We start from the raw sequence: 16,624 nt of genomic DNA on the forward strand, positions 1-16,624 counted from the left end.
CATGGCGCCTGATCGCGCCGACAGGACGGGAGACGCCGTGGGGCTGAGGGATGTTCTGCGGGGCGCCGACGAGCCGCGCGTGCTGGAGCTGCGGGTGCACGGCGTGAACAACACCACGGCGCCGGCGCTGCTCGACCTCCGCCCCGAGGACGTCGAGCTCGTCGCCGGCGACAAGCTCGGCAGCTTCTGGAGACCGAAGGGCGCAGCCCTCGACGCCATCGAGCAGGGCGGGCGCGGCTACGTGCCGAAGGGCATCCTGCGCGAGGCGTACTCGTGGGGCGGCATGGTCCGCACGACGCCGAATGTGGGCAACGTCGGAGCGCTGAGCATCCTGGCGGGTGCGGCCGTGCGCGTCGTGTACGCCCTGCTGCTCCCGTTCAGCATCGCCAACGCGGTGCACTGGACGAGGCGGCTCCCCGAGGCGGGCGACCGGCGCCCGCGGATCACGGCGGGTCTGACGAGGCTGTTCGGCCTGATGCTGACGCTGCTGTTCACGAGTGCCGCCGCGACGGTGGCACTCGACGTGGGCGCGGCGCAGTGCGCGGCCGATCCGGCCATGTGCGCGCCGATGCAGAGCGTGTTCGGACCCCTGTCGCAGTGGCAGGTCGGTGTGAGATTCGCTCTGCTCGGGCTCGTCCCAGCGGCCGCCGTCGGCGTGCTGTGGCTGATGTCGGCCGTGGCGCGCGTGCGATACGACGTGCTCCCCGGGATGCGCCGCGATGCGGTGTCCGCCCCGAGAGCAGCCGTGGGCCGCGGCGCGACGCCGACCCGCGAGCCCTCGGCGCTGCTGTCCCACCCCCACTTCTGGTCGACGCGGGCGTCGCGTCACCTCGCGCGCGTCCACCTCGCCGCGGCGCTGCTGCTCACCGCCGCGTTCCTCGCAGCCCATGCGGCATTCGACTGGTACACCGACTGCCAGGGACTGGGCGTGTCGGGCGCGTGCGTGGGCGATGCGTTCGGCGAACCGATGTTCACGGCCTTCTTCTGGCTCGCCGCCGCCGCGCTGGCGGGCCTGGCGGCGACGACGGTCCTCGCGGTGCTGCTCCCGGCGCCGGGCGTCTCGACGCCCGAACGGGCCGCCGCATCGCGGTCGTCCGTCCTCAGCGGCTCGTTCCTCGGCGGTGCGTTCGCGGTGTTCGCCGCCGTCGAGCTGCTCCTGGCGATCCCCGAGACGCCCCTCGACGTCGGTGTCAGCCGCCTCTACGGCGCCGGTGCCACGCCCCTCGTGATCATCATGGTCGCCGGTGCCATCGCCGTCAGCGGGGTCGCGTGGCGCGGCCGCGGATCGCGGCGGGCCGCGGCGTGGTCGGGATGCGCGCCGGCGGTGTTCATGACGGTGTCGCTGACGCTCGCCGTGGCGGCGAGCGCGATCGCGACCGTCACCGCCGGCGACTATCTCAACGGCGGCTTGGGGGCGGCGACGCTGGTGCGGCAGCAGGGGGCTGCCGCGAACGGCGTGCTGATCTCGTCGTCGTACATCGCCGGCGGTACGGCGGTGCTCGCGGGCGCCATCGTGGCGGCGGCCGTCGCTGCGGCGACCGTGCTCCTCCCCCGCCGCGACATGCGCCCGCGCGCGCGGGCCTGGGGGGCTCCCGCGGGTGCCGACGACGAGATCGTCCCGGTCGGCCCGGCCGTGCTGCCGCCGTCGCCGACGACGCTGCTCGCCCGGATCCGCGCCAAGCGCGTGACCGCCGCGCGGCTGCATCTGATCGAGCCGATCGGCGCGATCGCGGCCGTCACGCTGGGCCTGGCCGTGGCCTGCTCGCTCGCGTGGACGTGGGCGACGTACGCCGTGGACGACAACACGCTCGCCTCGGTCACGCCCCTGCCGCAGGTGACGGCGAACGTGCTGAACCTCGCGATCCCGACGCTCGCGGTCGTCGGACTCGGCCTCGTGGCGATGCTGGCCGGCGGATCCGTGCGCGAGGGCACGCGTCCGCTCGGGGTGGTGTGGGACATCGTGAGCTACCTGCCCCGCGCGGGGCATCCGTTCGGACCGCCGCCCTACTCGCAGCGCGCGGTGCCCGAGATCGCCGGCCGCCTGTTCACGTGGCTCACGGACCGGCCGGAACGGCGGGCGGTGCTCGCTGCGCACTCGATGGGCGGCGTTCTGGCGGTCTCGGCGCTGGGGCTGCTGGCCAGCTCGCCCGAGACGCGACCCGTGCTCGGGCGCGTGTCGCTGCTGACGTTCGGCGTCCAGCTGCGGCCGCTGTTCGGACGTCTTCTGCCGGAGCTGCTCGGCCCGCAGGTCCTCGGCACGCACGGATGCCGCGCGCCGCGGCTGCTGGCGCACGACCCGTGGTGGGACGACTTCGCCGCCGAGGGCGGCGAAGCCGCGGGCGCGCAGCCGGGGGCGGACCGTCCAGCGGGCGCGCTCGGAGGCGCCCTGCTGAGCGGCTGCGAGGTCCCGTGGCTGAGCCTGTGGCGCCTGACCGACTACCTCGGCTTCCCCGCGATGAGCTCGGCCCCCGCGGCCGGCGAGGGCGGCTTCGTCAACGATGTCGACCGCTTCGCCGAGGAGCTGGACCTCAGCGGCTACATGGTCGAGGTCGGCACGCACGGCGCCTACTACCGGGCCCCGGCCTATGAGCGCGCCGTGTCGGAGCTCGCAGGGCTCCGCCGCTGACCGCCGCGCGACATGCGGAAGGGGCGGATGCCGCGCGATGCGGCATCCGCCCCTTCCGGCGTTCGTTCGCCGTCGGTCAGAGCGACTCGATGATCTCGCGCATGAGCGCGGCGGTCTCGGACGGGGTCTTCCCCACCTTGACGCCGGCGGCCTCGAGGGCCTCCTTCTTCGCCTGCGCGGTGCCCGCCGAGCCCGAGACGATGGCGCCGGCGTGGCCCATGGTCTTGCCCTCGGGCGCGGTGAAGCCGGCCACGTAGCCGACGACCGGCTTGGTGACGTTGGCCTTGATGAAGTCCGCCGCGCGCTCCTCGGCGTCGCCGCCGATCTCGCCGATCATGACGATCGCCTTCGTCTCGGGGTCGGCCTCGAACGCGGCGAGCGCGTCGATGTGGGTGGTGCCGATGATCGGGTCGCCGCCGATGCCGATGGCCGTCGAGAAGCCGAGGTCGCGCAGCTCGAACATCATCTGGTAGGTCAGCGTGCCCGACTTCGACACGAGGCCGATCGGGCCCTTGCCGGTGATGTTGGCGGGCGTGATCCCCACCAGCGACTCGCCGGGGGTGATGATGCCGGGGCAGTTCGGTCCGATGATGCGGGTGGTGTTGCCCTTGCTCTGGGCGTAAGCCCACGCCTCGGCGGTGTCGCCGACGGGCACGCCCTCGGTGATGACCACGAGCAGCGGGATCTCGGCGTCGATGGCCTCGACCATCGCGGCCTTGGTGAAGGCGGCGGGGACGAACGCGATCGACACGTCGGCTCCCGTCTCCGCCATCGCCTCGGCGACGGAGCCGAACACCGGAAGCTCGATGTCGGCGCCCGCGGCGTCCTTGTGCAGCACGGTCGTGCCGGCCTTGCGCGCGTTAACGCCGCCGACGACCTGGGTGCCGGCCTTGAGCATCAGCGCGGTGTGCTTGGTGCCCTCGCCGCCGGTGATGCCCTGGACGATGACCTTCGAATCCTTGTCAAGGAAGATCGACATGTTTGTTTTCCAGTCCTTCTCGGATGTCTCGGCGGTCAGGCGTTCGCCAGCTCGGCGGCCTTGTCGGCGCCCTCGTCCATGGTCGCGGCGAGGGTCACCAGCGGGTGGTTGGCCTCTTCGAGGATCTTGCGGCCCTCGTCGACGCGGTTGCCGTCCAGGCGCACCACGAGCGGCTTCGACGCGGTCGAGCCGAGCTCGGCGAGCGCGCCGACGATGCCCTTGGCGACGGCGTCGCACGCGGTGATGCCGCCGAAGACGTTGACGAACACGCTCTTGACCTGCGGGTCGCCGAGGATGACGTCGAGGCCCGCGGCCATGACCTCGGCCGAGGCGCCGCCGCCGATGTCGAGGAAGTTGGCGGGCTTGACGCCGCCGTGGCTCTCGCCGGCGTAGGCGACGACGTCGAGGGTCGACATGACCAGGCCCGCGCCGTTGCCGATGATGCCGACCTGTCCGTCGAGCTTGACGTAGTTGAGGTCGTTCTCCTTGGCCTTTGCCTCGAGGGGGTCGGCCGCGGCCTTGTCCTCGAGCAGCGCGTGGTTCTGGTGGCGGAACTCGGCGTTCTCGTCCAGCGACACCTTGCCGTCGAGGGCGATGATGTCGCCCTCCTCGGTCTTGACCAGCGGGTTGACCTCGACGAGCGTGGCGTCCTCGCCCTTGTAGACGTCGAACAGCTTGACGAAGACGTCGGCGACCTTGGGGGCCAGCTCGTCGGGGAAGTTCGCCGCCTTCGCGATCTCGAGCGCCTTGGCGGCGTCGATGCCGGCGATCGGGTCGACCTCGACCCGCGCGAGAGCCTCGGGGCGCTCGACCGCGAGCTCCTCGATCTCCATGCCGCCCTCGACCGAGCACAGGCTCAGGTACGAGCGGTTGGCGCGGTCCAGCAGCACCGAGAAGTAGTACTCCTCGGCGATGCGCGCGCCCTGGGCCACCATGACCCGCTTGACGATGTGGCCCTTGATGTCGAGGCCGAGGATGGCCTTCGCGGCCTCGTAGGCCTCGTCGGGGGTCTTGGCGACCTTGACGCCGCCGGCCTTGCCGCGGCCGCCGGTCTTGACCTGGGCCTTGACGACGACGACGCCGCCGATCTTCTCGGCCGCCGCCTTCACTTCTTCCGGGGTGTCCGCGATGATGCCGGCGAGCACCGGCACCTCGTACTTCTCGAACAGATCGCGTGCCTGGTACTCGTAGAGATCCACGTGCAGTCCTTCGCTGTGGCGAATGGGCGGCGCCGGCAGCCGGCGCCGGGATTGTCTTGACGTCGAGAGACTCGACCGATCCCCCAGCCTACTACCGGCGGCGAGGCGGTTCTTACCGTGTGACCGCCGCCGGGTGCCGTTAGGCTCGGGATATGAGCGATGTCGCGTCCGGCGCACCCGCCGCCCGCACGGCGGTCGTGGCCGCCGCGCTGGAGCTCTTCGCCGCCCAGGGCTTCGATCAGACCTCGGTCGAGCAGATCGCCCAGGCCGCGGGCGTCTCGCGCTCGACGTTCTTCCGCCAGTTCGGCGGCAAGGACGATGTGATCTTCACCGACCATGAACAGCTGCTCGAGGAGCTGCGTCAGTTCCTCGCCAAGCCGCACGCGAATCCGTGGCACGCGGTGTGCGAGGCATCCGTCCGCGTGTTCAGCCACTTCGCCGCCGACCCCGAGCTCGCGAGGCGCCGCTACGGCGTCGTCCGCGAGGTGCCGGCGCTCCGCGAACGCGAGATCATCACCGTCTTCCGCTACGAGCGCCTGTTCGACGAGTACCTGCGCGATGCGCTGCCGGGCATCGACCCGCTCGACGCGGTCGGGTTCGCCGCACTGGTGACCGCCGTCCACAACCACGTGCTTCGGCAGCTGCTGCGCGGCCCCAAGCGCGTGCCCGTCGCGACGCTGCGGAGGGCGCTGGACGACGCCATGCGCCGATTCGGCGTGCTGGACGACCCCGAACCGGCGGACGACGATGTCGTGGTCGCCGTCTTCCCCAAGCGGATGCCGCGTGCCGAGGTCGCCCGCCGCCTCGGCGCACAGCTGGACTGACGGGACCGTCAGGCGCCGACGAGGCGCGCCGAGGACGCGGACCGAAAGACCCGCGAGGGCACGCGTCGCACGAGTATGTTCGGAGCCATGACCGCGACGGAGACCTCGTCCACCGCTGCCTGGTTCGCCCGCGACGCCGATGATGTCGTGTCCGCGCTCGGCTCCGACCGCGATCGCGGCCTGAGCAGCGCCGACGCCGACAAGCGCCTCGCCGAGCACGGGCCCAACGCCATCGCCTCCGAGCCGCCGCCCTCGGTGTGGCAGGTGGGCCTGCGCACCCTGGCCGACCCGATGAACATCATGCTGGTCGCCGTCTCGGTCATCAGCATCGTCATCAACCAGCTCAGCGTCGGCATCCTGGTCGGCGCTCTGGTGATCCTGAACGTGGTGCTCGGCACGCGGCAGGAGATGAAGGCGCTCGCATCGGTCGACGCCCTCGCGAAGATGCAGATCCCGCAGGCACGCGTGACGCGCGACGGGTCTCTCAAGCAGATCGATGCGACGACGCTCGTCCCCGGCGACGTGATCCAACTCGAGGCCGGCGACGTCGTGCCCGCCGACGCGCGCATCCTGCGATCGGCGACGCTCGAGACGCAGGAGGCCGCGCTGACCGGCGAGAGCGCGCCGATCGCCAAGGACGCCGCGACCGTCGCCGATCCCGATACGACGCTCGGCGACCGCTCCGACATGGTGTTCCAGAACACGCAGGTCACGCGCGGCACCGCCACCGCCGTCGTGACCGCGACCGGCATGGACACCGAGATGGGGCGCATCGCGTCGATGCTCTCGGCCGTCAAGCACGCGAAGTCGCCGCTGCAGCGCGAACTCGACTCGCTCACCGGCGTCCTCGGATGGATCGCCTGGGGCGCGGTGGCCGTCATCGTCGTCGTCGGGCTGGTGCGCGGTCAGGAGATCGCCTCGGTGCTCCTGTTGGGCATCTCGATGGCGATCTCGGCGATCCCGACGGGCCTGCCGACCTTCGTGCAGGGAATGCTGTCGTACGGCTCGCAGCAGCTGGCCGAGCACAACGCCGTGGTGAAGAACCTCACCGACGTCGAGACACTGGGCGCGACGAGCGCCATCAACTCCGACAAGACCGGCACGCTCACCATGAACGAGATGACGGTCGAGTCGCTGTACTACCTCGGCGACTGGTACTCCGTCGCCGGCTCCGGCTACGCCAAGCACGGCGAGATCCGCGGCGTCGCCGGCCATCCCGTCCCCGACTTCGAGCGCCTCGCCTACGGGCTCACCCTCTGCAGCGACGCCACGGTCTCCGACGACGGCGAGGTGGTCGGCGACCCGACCGAGGCGGCGCTCATCGTGCTCGCGGCGAAGATGGGCGTCGACGCCGAGCTCACGCGCGCCGAGTACCCGCGGCTCGCCGAGGTGCCCTTCGACTCCGAGTACAAGTTCATGGCGACCTTCCACCGCGTGAACTTCACCGGCACGCCGGTGCAGGGGGCCTTCGTCAAGGGCGGCCCCGACGTCGTGCTCGCCCGCTGCACGACCGCCGCGACGGCGGCGGGCGTCGTGCCGATCGACCAGCAGCGGGACGCGATCGTCGAGGCCAACCGCCAGCTGTCCGAGCAGGGCCTGCGCGTCCTCGCCTTCGCGGTGCGGCGCTTCGACCTCGACGAGCCGCTGCCCGCCGACCCGATGAGCGCCGTCGAGGAGCTGACCTTCGTGGGCCTCGTCGGGATCATCGACCCGCTGCGGCCCTCGTCCAAGGAGGCCGTGCGCATTGCGAGCGAGGCCGGCATCGAGGTCCGCATGATCACCGGCGACCACGCGATCACCGCCGCGGCGATCGGCGCGAAGCTCGGGCTCGGCCCCGGAGCCGCCAGCGGCGCCGACATCCAGGCGATGAGCGACGATGAGCTGAAGAAGAAGCTCCCCGACCTGCACGTGTTCGGACGCGTCACCCCGCAGGACAAGCTGCGCCTGGCGCGGCTCATGCAGGAGGACGGCGCGATCGTGGCGATGACCGGCGACGCCGTCAACGACGCCGCCGCGCTCAAGCAGGCCGACATCGGCGTCGCGATGGGATCGGGCAGCGAGGTCACGAAGCAGGCCGGGAAGATGATCCTGGTCGACGACAACTTCGGCACGCTGGTCACGGCGGTCAAGCTCGGCAGGGCGATCTACGACAAGGTCGTCGGCTACGTGCGGTTCCAGATGGCGCAGCTGTTCGCCCTGGTGATCCTGTTCCTGGCGGCATCCGTCTTCGACATCAACAACGGCGTTCCGCTGTCGCCGATCATGGTGCTGTTCCTGAACTTCTTCATCACGGTCTTCCCCGTCATCGTGATCATGCTCGACCCGGCGCCGGACGACATCATGCGCAAGCCCCCGCGCGACCCGAAGAAGACGATCGCGAACCGCGGCGCCGTGACCGCATGGCTCGTGTACGGGTCCCTGCTGTTCATCGCGACCCTCGTGCCGCTGCTGGCGCTTCCCGGCCAGCTGAGCTCGACCGAGCCCAACGTCCCGGTGACGATGGCCTTCGTCGTCATGGCGCTGGGATCGGTGTTCTACGGACTCGTGCTGCGCCGCGACCCCGAGTCGGGACTCGCCGCGCCGATCCTCGGCGCGGTCAAGTGGCTGTCGATCCCGTTCGCCCTGACGGTCGTCGCCGTCGAGGTCGGGTTCATGCAGAACTTCGTGGGCACGACGAGCCTCACCGGGATGCAGTGGCTGGCGAGCCTGGGCCTGGCGGTCGCGCCGGCGGTGCTGATCGAACTCGGCAAGGTGGTGCGGCGGGCGCGCGCCCAGTCGTAGCGCGGTCGCGTCGCCGCCGGTCGCTGCGACACCACCGGATCGGCGGGGTCGTGTCGACCGGCAGCGCGCCGGGTGGCTACTGTCTGGTGCATGGGATTGTTCACTCGCACCCCGAAGACGATCGAGCTTGCGTCGCAGGATGCCGATCTGAAGGCGACCCGGGCGCCGTGGAGCCTGTGGGCCGACGGCTTCGGACGCCTCGCGATACGCGCGCTGCAGATCATCCTCGTCGTGGCCGTGGCCGCCGGGATCATCTGGGCGATCCAGCAGGTCACGCTCGTGTCGATCCCGCTCGCGATCGCGCTCATCCTCGCCTCGGCCTTCGCACCGGTGATGACGTGGATGCGGCAGCGCGGCGTTCCCTCTGTGCTCGCGACGGTCATCTCCCTCTTCGCCGTCCTGGTCATCCTGACCGGCGTCGGCTGGCTCATCACGTGGGCGGTGCAGGATCAGTGGGAGGAGCTGTACAGCCAGGCCGAGGAAGGCCTGCTGTCGCTGCTGGCCTGGATCGACACGCTTCCGTTCGCCCCGAGCGACAATCAGATCGCGGACTGGACCGCGCAGCTCATCGACTTCGTCACGAGCGCCCAGTTCGGTTCGGGGGCCATCGCGGGTGTCAGCGCCGTCGCGAGCTTCATCACCGGACTCGTGCTCATGGTCGTGATCCTGTTCTTCTTCCTCAAGGACGGCCCGCAGATGTGGGAGTTCGTGCTCCGGCCGTTCACCGGGGCGGCGTACGAGCGAGCGCAGCGCATCGGCGACAAGACCGTGGTCACGCTCGGCTCGTACGTGCGCGGCACCGCGTCGGTCGCACTCGTCGACGCCATCGGCATCCTGATCGGCCTGCTCATCCTGCAGGTGCCGCTGGCGATTCCGCTGGCCGTGCTGGTGTTCCTCCTGGCGTTCATCCCGATCGTCGGCGCGACCATCGCCGGCATCCTCGCCGCGCTCGTCGCGCTCGTCGCGAACGGATGGCTCAACGCCGTCCTGGTGGTCGGGGTCATCATCCTGGTGCAGCAGCTCGAGGGCAACTTCCTGCAGCCGGTCCTGATGGGGCGTCAGACCAAGCTCAACGCGTTCGTCGTGCTCGTCGCCCTCGCCGCCGGCACCACGGTCGGGGGCATCCTCGGCGCGGTCCTGGCCGTTCCGATCACGGCGGTGGCCTGGGGCATCGTGCAGGTGTGGTACGGAGAGGACCTGCCCGCCCGGTGGGCGCGTCCGAAGAAGAACCCGCAGGTGGCCCTCGATCCCGGGGACTGAGCCCCGTCCGCCGCACCCGGGTCCTCCGCCACGCCCGAGTCCTCGGCCTCACGGTCGACGTGTCCCACTTCTGGCCGCCTGACGCGCTTCGCAGCGGCGAGAAGTGGGACATGCCTGAGGCAGAACCGAGCCGATCGGCGGCATCCGGGCGCCGAAGATAGGGCATCCTCCCGATGGGGGCGCACCCCCTTAGGGAGCATCGTCGTACCTGTCAGCACGGACCGCCGGATCACCGGCTGCGACAGGGAGACGAACCGATGGACAGCACGACCTTCACCGCCTACCGCCTCGACCACCACCGCGCCGCGCAGCTCGACCGCGAGAACGCGATCATCCGCGCACAGCGCGAGCGCGCATCATCGGCGGAGCCGTACACGCACAGCGGGGTGATCGCGCGCGTCCTGCGATTCGTCGCGCCCCGGCGGCTACACCGCGTCGCGTCCGCGCACTGACGTATCAGACCGCCCGTTCCCGACTCCTCACAGGCAACGGACCGAGCGAAGGGAGAACGCCATGTACACGGTCTACACCGCGCAGAAGCTGGATGCGCATCGGGCCGCCGAGCTCGCCCGGGAGAACGAGATGATCCTGGCCCACTACGAGCGCGGCGCCGCGAAGAAGCGGCCCACGGGATTCGCCGTCGTGACCGACTGGTTCACGGGGCTCGTGCGCCCCCGCACGCGACTGGTCGCGGCGCACACCGGCTGACCTCTGCCGCTGGGGACGGGCGGGGCGGGACGATGTCCCGCCCCGCCCGCAGCGCGTCGGCACGCGTTCCGGCGCGCGGCACCTCCCGCGTCGGCAGCGCCGGGGGCAGGATGGACCCATGCCGTACGAGATCCCCGCGCCGATGCTCGCCAAGGCCGTGCCCGCGGTGCCCGATGCCGCCAAGCATCCCGGCGGGATCAGCTTCGAGCCGAAGTGGGACGGCTTCCGCGCACTGGTGTCGTGGGACGGCGAGCGCGTCGACATCGGCAGCCGCGGCGCGAAGCCGCTGACCCGCTACTTCCCCGAACTCGTCGAGGCGTTCGCGCGTCTGCTCCCCGAGCCGTGCCTGATCGACGGCGAGATCGTGGTGCCCACCGGCGAGCCGGGGGCTCAGCGCCTGGACTGGGAGGCGCTCACCCAGCGCATCCACCCGGCGGCGTCGCGCGTGAACATGCTCGCCGAATCGACGCCGGCGATGCTCATCGCCTTCGACCTCCTCGCCCGCGGCGAGCGCGACCTGCGCGACGAGCCGTTCGCGGTGCGGCGGGCCGAGCTGGTCGACCTGCTCGGCGGCGTGCCGCATCCGGTCCACGTCACGCGCACGACCCAGGACCCCGACGTCGCCCGGCGCTGGCTGGACGAGTTCGAGGGCGCGGGCCTCGACGGCGTGGTCGCCAAGCCGCTCGCCAAGCCCTACGAGCCGAACAAGCGGTCGCAGTTCAAGATCAAGCACGCGCGCACCGCCGACGTCGTCGCGCTGGGCTATCGCATCCACAAGTCCGGTCGCGGCCTCGGATCGCTGCTGGTCGGGCTGTACACGCCGGCCGGGGAGCTGGTCAACGTCGGCGCCGTCGCGGCGTTCAGCGACAAGCGCCGGCTCGAGCTGATCGACGAGCTCGCACCGCTCGTGGAGCTCGACGCCGACGGCGAAGCGGCGACCGGCGAGACCGAGCGCTCGCGGTTCACCGGGTCGAAGGACGTCTCGTTCGTGCGACTGCGCCCAGAGAAGGTCCTCGAGGTGCGCTACGACCAGCTCGAGGGGTGGCGGTTCCGCCACACCGTCCAGTTCGAGCGCTGGCGCCCCGATCGCGACGCGCGCTCGTGCACGTACGACCAGCTCGAGACGGTGTCGGCCTACGACCTCGGGAACGTCCTGGACTCATGAGCGATCACGAGCACGACGGCACCTCCGAGCTGCACCTCGAGCCGGTCCGCTTCATCGCCCGCGTCGACGCCGTGCTGCGCCTGGGCGCCATGATGCTCGGAGCCGGCGCCTCCTCCGCACGGGTGCGCGCGGTCATGTCGCGCGTCGCGGTGGCCCTCGGCATCGACCGCCTCGACATCCGCGTGGGCATGACCGAGATCGTGGTGACGGCGCAGCGCGCGGGGCTGTACCGAACACGCGTCGCCGAGGTCCGGCCGGCCGTGGACGCCATGAAGATCACCGCGCTCAAGCGGCTTTCGCACGACGTGACCACCGAGACGACCGTCGAGCAGCTGCAGCAGCGGCTCGACGAGATCGCAGCCGCGGGGCCGCGGTATCCCCTGCTGGTGCGGGCCCTCGCCGCGGGCGCCGCGTGCGCGGCCTTCGCCGTGCTCCTCAACGGCGGATGGGCCGATGCCGTGGCCGTCGGGGTCGCCGCGGCGATCGGCCAGCTGATCCGCATGATGCTCATGCGCAGCGGCCTGAACGAGTTCCTCGTGGTCTTCCTCGCGGCGGTCGCGTCGCTGGTGTCGTTCCTCGGCGGCACGGCCCTGCTCGACCTGCTGGGTGCACCCTCGAGCGGCCACGACACGGTGCTGACGGCGGCGGTGCTGTTCCTCGTCCCCGGGTTTCCGCTCGTCACGGGCGCGCTCGACCTCGCCCGGCTGGACCTCGCAGCGGGGATCAACCGCGTGGTCTACGCGGCCCTCGTGCTGCTGGCGACGGGTACGGCGGTATGGGCCGTCGCGGCGATCGTGCGCGCCAGCGCCACGGCGACTGCGGCCCCGCTCATCGACGAGCCGATCCTCACCGCCGCGCGGCTCGTCGCCGGATTCGTCGGCGTCCTCGGCTTCGCCCTGCTGTTCTCGACGCCGTTCGCGGTGGCCGCCACCGCCGCCGCGATCGGGACCGTCGCCAACGCCGGTCGACTGCTTCTCACCGACGCGCACGTCGAGGCGGGCGTCGCGGCCCTCGCGGCGGCGTTCACGGTCGGCATCATCGCGTCGTTCGTCTCGGACCCCCTGCGCGCAGCCCGCGTCACGCTCACCGTCCCGGCCGTGCTGATCATGGTGCCGGGTGCCGCGACATATCAGGCGATCGCGGCCACCATCGAGGGCGACACCCTGGCGGCCGTGCAGCAGGCGTTCGAGGCCGTGTTCGTCGTCGTCGCGCTCGCCGCAGGACTGACGGTGGCTCGCGTGCTCACCGAGCGCGAGTGGAACCGCGCGCGCTGACGGCGCAACGGCGACGTATCACCCAGCGGCCGCGGTCCTCGTGATGGGAGAGTCCGATCCCTCGTTGGAGGCCGCCATGTATCACGCCATCTTCGCGCAGTCGCTGTTCACGCCGGCACGGCCGCACCCCAATGCCGAGGTCGCGCATCTGCAGCGCGTCGCACGCGAAGCGGCCCCGGTCGCGCGCCGCGGCGCACGGGACGCGTCGCCGATCGCACGGCCCACATGGTCGTTCCGGCTGGTGCATCCGATCCGCGCGCACCGAGCGGCCGTCGCGGCGCACTGACCGGCTCCGCCGCGCTGCTCCTCAGCCCTGCGGCGGAGTGAACTCGATGACGGGGATGACCGCCTCGCCGCCCGCGGCGTAGTCCATCGCGCTCTTGAGGTGCTTCCACGCATCGGGGTACTGCTGCGCGTAGTCGTCGAGCGCCTGCTGGGACTCCTCCTCGGACAGGAGGCGCACGTGCGCCGGCACGCGGCGGGCCTTCCCCGTGCTGAGGAAGGCGACCCCGTTGGCCTTGAGATTGCGGTACCACTGCGCCTTCGTGCCGAGGCCCGACGCGACGCGGATCACGTTCGGCTCGCGCCCCATCACCTCGACGACGGCGTAGCGCGGCTCCCCCGACGTGCGCCCCAGATGCTCGATCATGACGAACCGGTCGCCCAGCATCCACCCCAGCCCCGCCTGGAACATCGGGATCGGCAGGCGCATCAGCCACGGGGTCTTCAGGGCCTTCGCCATGGCGCGGTCGGCCCAGCGGGCGTGCTCAGTCATCTGCCCTCCTCGCCCGGCTCGGCTGCACGCGGGGCGGCTCCCCGGGCATCTTGGGGAACTCCGGCGGGAACGGCAGCTCGCCCAGACCCGCCTCGACGTCGCGCCGCCACCACTCCAGCAGCGTGTCGACGCGTCCGGGGGCTTCGGACATCCCCTCCCACGGGTCGCCGACGTCCGCGAGGCGCTGCGGAACGGTGCGCACCGTGAAGGCCGCCGGATCGGCATCCGCCAGCTCGTCCCACGTGATCGGCGTCGCCACGGTCGCGCCCGGCAGCGCCCGCGGGCTGTACGCACCCGCCATCGTGCGGTCGCGATTGGCCTGGTTGAAGTCGACGAAGACGCGCTCGCCCCGCTCCTCCTTCCACCAGTTCGTGGTCACGCGGCCGGGCATGCGCCGCTCCAGCTCACGACCGGCGGCGATGACGGCATGGCGGACGTCGAGGAACTCGTGGGTGGGCTCGATGGGGCAGAACACGTGGATGCCGCGACTGCCGCTGGTCTTGAGGAACGCCGTCAGTCCCGCCTCGGCGAGCACGTCGCGCAGCGCCGGGGCGACGGCTGCGGCATCCGCGAAATCGGTCCCGGGCTGCGGGTCCAGGTCGATCCGCAGCTCGACCGGGTTGTCGGTGTTCTCGGTGCGCGAGGACCACGGGTGGAAGACGACGGTGTTCATCTGCGCCGCCCACACGATCGACGCGGGCTCGGTGAGCACGATCTGCGGATGCCGCCGCCCGCTGTTGTAGCGCACCGTGACGGTCTCGACGTACGCCGGCGCCCCCTTGGGCGGGTTCTTCGAGAAGAAGCGCTCACCGTCCACGCCGTCGGGGAACCGCTCGAGCGACACCGGCCGGTCGCCGTTGGCGGAGAGGAAGGGCCCTGACACCGCGACGAGGTACTCGGCGAGCTCGTGCTTGGTGATGCCGAGCTCGGGCCACAGGACGCGGTTGGGACTGGACAGGCCGACCTCGCGGTCGCCGTGCGGGCCCGGGACGGTGAGGGTGATGCGCTCAGAGGCCATGCGCGGACTCCGCATCGGCGGGGAGGTACCGTCGCGGGACCTCGAAGAACCGGGCGTCGCGCTGGTAGGCGCGGAAGAAGGTGAGGATGTATCCCATGCGGTCGTCGTAGTCCTCCCACGCGAGGGCGTTGGATGCGGCGGCGTCCGGCCCGATGGATTGGCCGTACCGCTCGCACGCCGCGCACAGCTCGGGGTTGGCCAGATCGCTGAGGACGTCCGGGAAGAGCGCCCCGGCGAGATAGACGGGGGGCGCGACATCGCGGCACACGTCCAGCGGCCCGTCGGGGGTGTCGATGCGCACGAAGCGCGTCGTGACCAGGCCGAACAGGCATCCCAGCGGCATCGCGGCATCGATGAAGCGGTCGACGACGGCCTGCTCGTGCTCGCCCAGCAGCAGATTGCCCAGCAGGACGAGCTCCGCGGCCTGCTTGTCGGCATCACCGCCGTCCGGCGCACCGGCGCGCAGCTCGGCGGCGGCCTGATAGCAGCGGATCGCGGCGGCGAGCTTGGGGACGCGGGCGAACAGCGGATCGGCGAGCGCGCGCTCGCACGCCTCCCGCGTGGGCGCACCGGCGCGCTCCACCTCGCGCAGCCATCGCACGAACGGCGGCGCGACATCCCGGATGATGGCGAGATTCCCCGCCGCGACGTTCTCGGACGTCCCGAGGTCGAGCGGAAGCCCCTCGCCGCGGATCGCGGCCCCCGCCGTGCCCGACGCCCACACACCGAAGACGAACCAGTTCAGGTCCTGCGCCCCCACGATCCCGGCGAGTCCCGTCGCGAGGTCGCGGTAGCACAGCGTGATCATGCGATTGCGCGCGACGGGGTCGTCCGCGCGCAGGATCTCGTCCAGCAGAGCCTGCGTGTGCTCGATCACCGCGGCGCCCCCTCGACCTGTCTCCCTGCTCGTCGCCTCGGGTTCAGGATGCCACAGTGCGGCGCACGTCAGTCGCCGCTGGCGAGCAGCTGGGCCAGATCGTCGCGTCGCAGGCGGATCCAGGGGCCACGCGGGTCGACGATGACGCCGGTGAGCGCGTCGTCTCCGCGCAGGGCCTTCGCCAGCTGCGGGGCCGTGATGGGCGCCGCCTGGTCGCCGCGGCCGCCGGCGACGACTTCGAGCGGGTGCGAGTACACCTCGAGGAAGCGCTCGCCCGAGCTCGTGCGCGACTCCGCCACGCCGACCGGCCCGTCCTCGCCCGTGCGGTTGACCGCGACCCACAGCTTGACGCGCGTGAGCGCATCGGCGACGAGCGCCGCCGTCTCGGCCGTGCGGTCGGCCGCCAGCAGCTGCTTGATCGTGAGCTGCTCGTCGTGCGCCTCGACCATCTTCTCCAGCAGCGGCCGCGGCAGCACGGCACGCGCCGGTGCCGATGCGTGATCGAGGATCAGCCCCTCGTAGCTGCCCGCGAGCACGTGCCGGATCACGGCGAGCACCGGCTGACCCATCGCCGAGGTCTGAGCGTCGCCGTCCTGGCGGACGCTCGCCTGGAGGGCGGCGCCGCTGCTGTAAGCGAGGGCGTACCGCTTGTCGCGCAGCGTCGCCGTCGCCAGCGGCAGATCCTTGCCCTCGGCGATGAGCGCGCGGGCGTCGCCCCGCACCCGCAGGAAGACGTGTCCCTGCAGCAGCTGACGGGCGACGTTGAGCAGATCGATCGAATCGGGCTTCTCGGGGAGCGCGGCCAGCGCCGCCCGCAGGACGGTGTTGTCGCGGAGGCCGGGGATCGTCTCGGTCGCCTCCGGCGCCGTCTCGGCGGTCTGCGAGCGCGGCTGCGTGCTCGTCCCGGGTTTCGGCGCCGACGGGCTCGCCGCGGCGGGGGCCGTGGGTGCCTTGCCGAACGTCGAGACCGAGATCCCCACCTGGGGCACGGCCTCGTCGGCGGGCGGTTCTTCGCCTGCCGGGGCCGCTTCGGTCTCGGACGACGGCGCGGCGGGCTCGGGGGCCTCGGGCGTCGTGTCGTCGTCGCGCGTGCGCTTTCCGCGGGAGAAGATCGCCATCGTTCGAGCCTAACCCGATG

The 16,624-nt window shown here is 71.6% G+C and carries 15 protein-coding genes; 9 read left to right on the top strand and 6 right to left on the bottom strand.

The genetic code is table 11. From position 1 onward, the window contains the following. Nucleotide 1: 1 nt before the first annotated feature. A complete protein-coding gene (locus P0L94_09710) occupies nucleotides 2-2,626 on the top strand; it encodes a hypothetical protein (protein WES62736.1) in 2,625 nt (874 codons plus the stop codon). Between the two features lie 76 nt (nucleotides 2,627-2,702). On the opposite strand, the gene sucD is transcribed toward P0L94_09710, so the two are convergent. Together sucD and sucC are read right to left on the bottom strand one after the other, a co-directional pair. Further along, on the bottom strand, nucleotides 2,703-3,605 hold the full coding sequence (sucD, locus tag P0L94_09715) for a succinate--CoA ligase subunit alpha (GenBank protein WES62737.1): 903 nt from the start codon (nucleotides 3,603-3,605) through the stop codon (nucleotides 2,703-2,705). Between the two features lie 35 nt (nucleotides 3,606-3,640). Continuing rightward, nucleotides 3,641-4,804 carry an ADP-forming succinate--CoA ligase subunit beta gene (gene sucC / locus P0L94_09720; protein ID WES62738.1) on the bottom strand — a complete coding sequence of 388 codons (1,164 nt, stop codon included), beginning with the start codon at nucleotides 4,802-4,804 and terminating at the stop codon, nucleotides 3,641-3,643. Between the two features lie 152 nt (nucleotides 4,805-4,956). On the opposite strand from sucC, the gene P0L94_09725 reads away from it, so the two are divergent. From P0L94_09725 to P0L94_09760, 8 genes are all read left to right on the top strand, one after another. Next, the gene (locus P0L94_09725; protein ID WES62739.1) at nucleotides 4,957-5,628 is read left to right on the top strand and encodes a TetR family transcriptional regulator; all 672 of its coding nucleotides are present in this window, start codon (nucleotides 4,957-4,959) and stop codon (nucleotides 5,626-5,628) included. An 87-nt stretch (nucleotides 5,629-5,715) separates the two neighbouring features. Further along, complete coding sequence (locus P0L94_09730) at nucleotides 5,716-8,409, top strand: cation-translocating P-type ATPase (protein ID WES62740.1); 2,694 nt, start codon at nucleotides 5,716-5,718, stop codon at nucleotides 8,407-8,409. Nucleotides 8,410-8,499: 90 nt separating this feature from the next. Continuing rightward, nucleotides 8,500-9,669: an AI-2E family transporter gene (locus P0L94_09735; GenBank protein WES62741.1), complete on the top strand. Its 1,170-nt coding sequence runs from the start codon at nucleotides 8,500-8,502 to the stop codon at nucleotides 9,667-9,669. A 257-nt stretch (nucleotides 9,670-9,926) separates the two neighbouring features. Continuing rightward, nucleotides 9,927-10,121 carry a hypothetical protein gene (locus tag P0L94_09740; GenBank protein WES62742.1) on the top strand — a complete coding sequence of 65 codons (195 nt, stop codon included), beginning with the start codon at nucleotides 9,927-9,929 and terminating at the stop codon, nucleotides 10,119-10,121. 61 nt (nucleotides 10,122-10,182) lie between these two features. Then, complete coding sequence (locus tag P0L94_09745) at nucleotides 10,183-10,377, top strand: hypothetical protein (GenBank protein WES62743.1); 195 nt, start codon at nucleotides 10,183-10,185, stop codon at nucleotides 10,375-10,377. Between the two features lie 118 nt (nucleotides 10,378-10,495). Further along, nucleotides 10,496-11,542, top strand: coding sequence for an ATP-dependent DNA ligase (locus tag P0L94_09750; protein WES62744.1), 1,047 nt, complete (start codon nucleotides 10,496-10,498; stop codon nucleotides 11,540-11,542). Then, complete coding sequence (locus P0L94_09755; protein ID WES62745.1) at nucleotides 11,539-12,816, top strand: threonine/serine exporter family protein; 1,278 nt, start codon at nucleotides 11,539-11,541, stop codon at nucleotides 12,814-12,816. The genes P0L94_09750 and P0L94_09755 overlap by 4 nt, the downstream gene beginning before the upstream one ends. 76 nt (nucleotides 12,817-12,892) lie before the next feature. Then, complete coding sequence (locus P0L94_09760; protein WES62746.1) at nucleotides 12,893-13,102, top strand: hypothetical protein; 210 nt, start codon at nucleotides 12,893-12,895, stop codon at nucleotides 13,100-13,102. Nucleotides 13,103-13,123: 21 nt separating this feature from the next. On the opposite strand, the gene P0L94_09765 is transcribed toward P0L94_09760, so the two are convergent. From P0L94_09765 to P0L94_09780, 4 genes are all read right to left on the bottom strand, one after another. Next, complete coding sequence (locus tag P0L94_09765) at nucleotides 13,124-13,591, bottom strand: nitroreductase family deazaflavin-dependent oxidoreductase (protein WES62747.1); 468 nt, start codon at nucleotides 13,589-13,591, stop codon at nucleotides 13,124-13,126. Continuing rightward, the gene (gene ligD, locus P0L94_09770; GenBank protein WES62748.1) at nucleotides 13,584-14,609 is read right to left on the bottom strand and encodes a non-homologous end-joining DNA ligase; all 1,026 of its coding nucleotides are present in this window, start codon (nucleotides 14,607-14,609) and stop codon (nucleotides 13,584-13,586) included. Before ligD ends, P0L94_09765 begins: the two co-directional genes overlap by 8 nt. Continuing rightward, the gene (locus tag P0L94_09775) at nucleotides 14,599-15,486 is read right to left on the bottom strand and encodes a hypothetical protein (GenBank protein ID WES62749.1); all 888 of its coding nucleotides are present in this window, start codon (nucleotides 15,484-15,486) and stop codon (nucleotides 14,599-14,601) included. The genes ligD and P0L94_09775 overlap by 11 nt, the downstream gene beginning before the upstream one ends. 68 nt (nucleotides 15,487-15,554) lie before the next feature. After that, a complete protein-coding gene (locus tag P0L94_09780) occupies nucleotides 15,555-16,604 on the bottom strand; it encodes a hypothetical protein (GenBank protein WES62750.1) in 1,050 nt (349 codons plus the stop codon). Nucleotides 16,605-16,624 lie beyond the last annotated feature (20 nt).

The organism is Microbacter sp. GSS18 (assembly GCA_029319145.1).
Lineage (GTDB): Bacteria > Actinomycetota > Actinomycetes > Actinomycetales > Microbacteriaceae > Microbacterium.

Coding starts and splice junctions, on each gene's coding strand:
- P0L94_09765 (WES62747.1), bottom strand. CDS start 13,591: ATGACTGAGCACGCCCGCTGGGCCGACCGCGCCATGGCGAAGGCCCTG.
- P0L94_09725 (WES62739.1), top strand. CDS start 4,957: ATGAGCGATGTCGCGTCCGGCGCACCCGCCGCCCGCACGGCGGTCGTG.
- P0L94_09755 (WES62745.1), top strand. CDS start 11,539: ATGAGCGATCACGAGCACGACGGCACCTCCGAGCTGCACCTCGAGCCG.
- P0L94_09760 (WES62746.1), top strand. CDS start 12,893: ATGTATCACGCCATCTTCGCGCAGTCGCTGTTCACGCCGGCACGGCCG.
- P0L94_09740 (WES62742.1), top strand. CDS start 9,927: ATGGACAGCACGACCTTCACCGCCTACCGCCTCGACCACCACCGCGCC.
- ligD (WES62748.1), bottom strand. CDS start 14,609: ATGGCCTCTGAGCGCATCACCCTCACCGTCCCGGGCCCGCACGGCGAC.
- P0L94_09735 (WES62741.1), top strand. CDS start 8,500: ATGGGATTGTTCACTCGCACCCCGAAGACGATCGAGCTTGCGTCGCAG.
- P0L94_09750 (WES62744.1), top strand. CDS start 10,496: ATGCCGTACGAGATCCCCGCGCCGATGCTCGCCAAGGCCGTGCCCGCG.
- sucD (WES62737.1), bottom strand. CDS start 3,605: ATGTCGATCTTCCTTGACAAGGATTCGAAGGTCATCGTCCAGGGCATC.
- P0L94_09745 (WES62743.1), top strand. CDS start 10,183: ATGTACACGGTCTACACCGCGCAGAAGCTGGATGCGCATCGGGCCGCC.
- P0L94_09730 (WES62740.1), top strand. CDS start 5,716: ATGACCGCGACGGAGACCTCGTCCACCGCTGCCTGGTTCGCCCGCGAC.
- P0L94_09710 (WES62736.1), top strand. CDS start 2: ATGGCGCCTGATCGCGCCGACAGGACGGGAGACGCCGTGGGGCTGAGG.
- P0L94_09780 (WES62750.1), bottom strand. CDS start 16,604: ATGGCGATCTTCTCCCGCGGAAAGCGCACGCGCGACGACGACACGACG.